The 242-nt window shown below is 67.4% G+C and carries 1 protein-coding gene; it reads right to left on the reverse strand.

The window, feature by feature from the left end:
- The coding region (locus SB751_RS34565) for a transglycosylase SLT domain-containing protein (RefSeq protein WP_410749560.1) at positions 1-242 on the reverse strand (242 nt) is incomplete at both ends.

Here is a 242-nt window from a genome sequence, read left to right on the forward strand (position 1 = left end):
GATGTCGTGCATCTGCGCACGCGTGATCGTGCCCAGCCCGAGCTTCTTCGCGACGAGCTGCGCGGTGGCCGGCATCAGCTGCATCAGCCCGCCCGCGCCGACCGACGAACGCGCGTTCGTGATGAAGCGCGACTCCTGGCGGATCAGCCCGTACGCCCATTCGACGTCGAGCCCGGTCGATTGCGCATAGCGCTCGACGATGTCGCGGTACGGCGACGGATAGCGCAGCGTGAAGTCGTGCT

Source organism: Cupriavidus sp. SIMBA_020, assembly GCF_046535395.1.
Lineage (GTDB): Bacteria > Pseudomonadota > Gammaproteobacteria > Burkholderiales > Burkholderiaceae > Cupriavidus > Cupriavidus campinensis.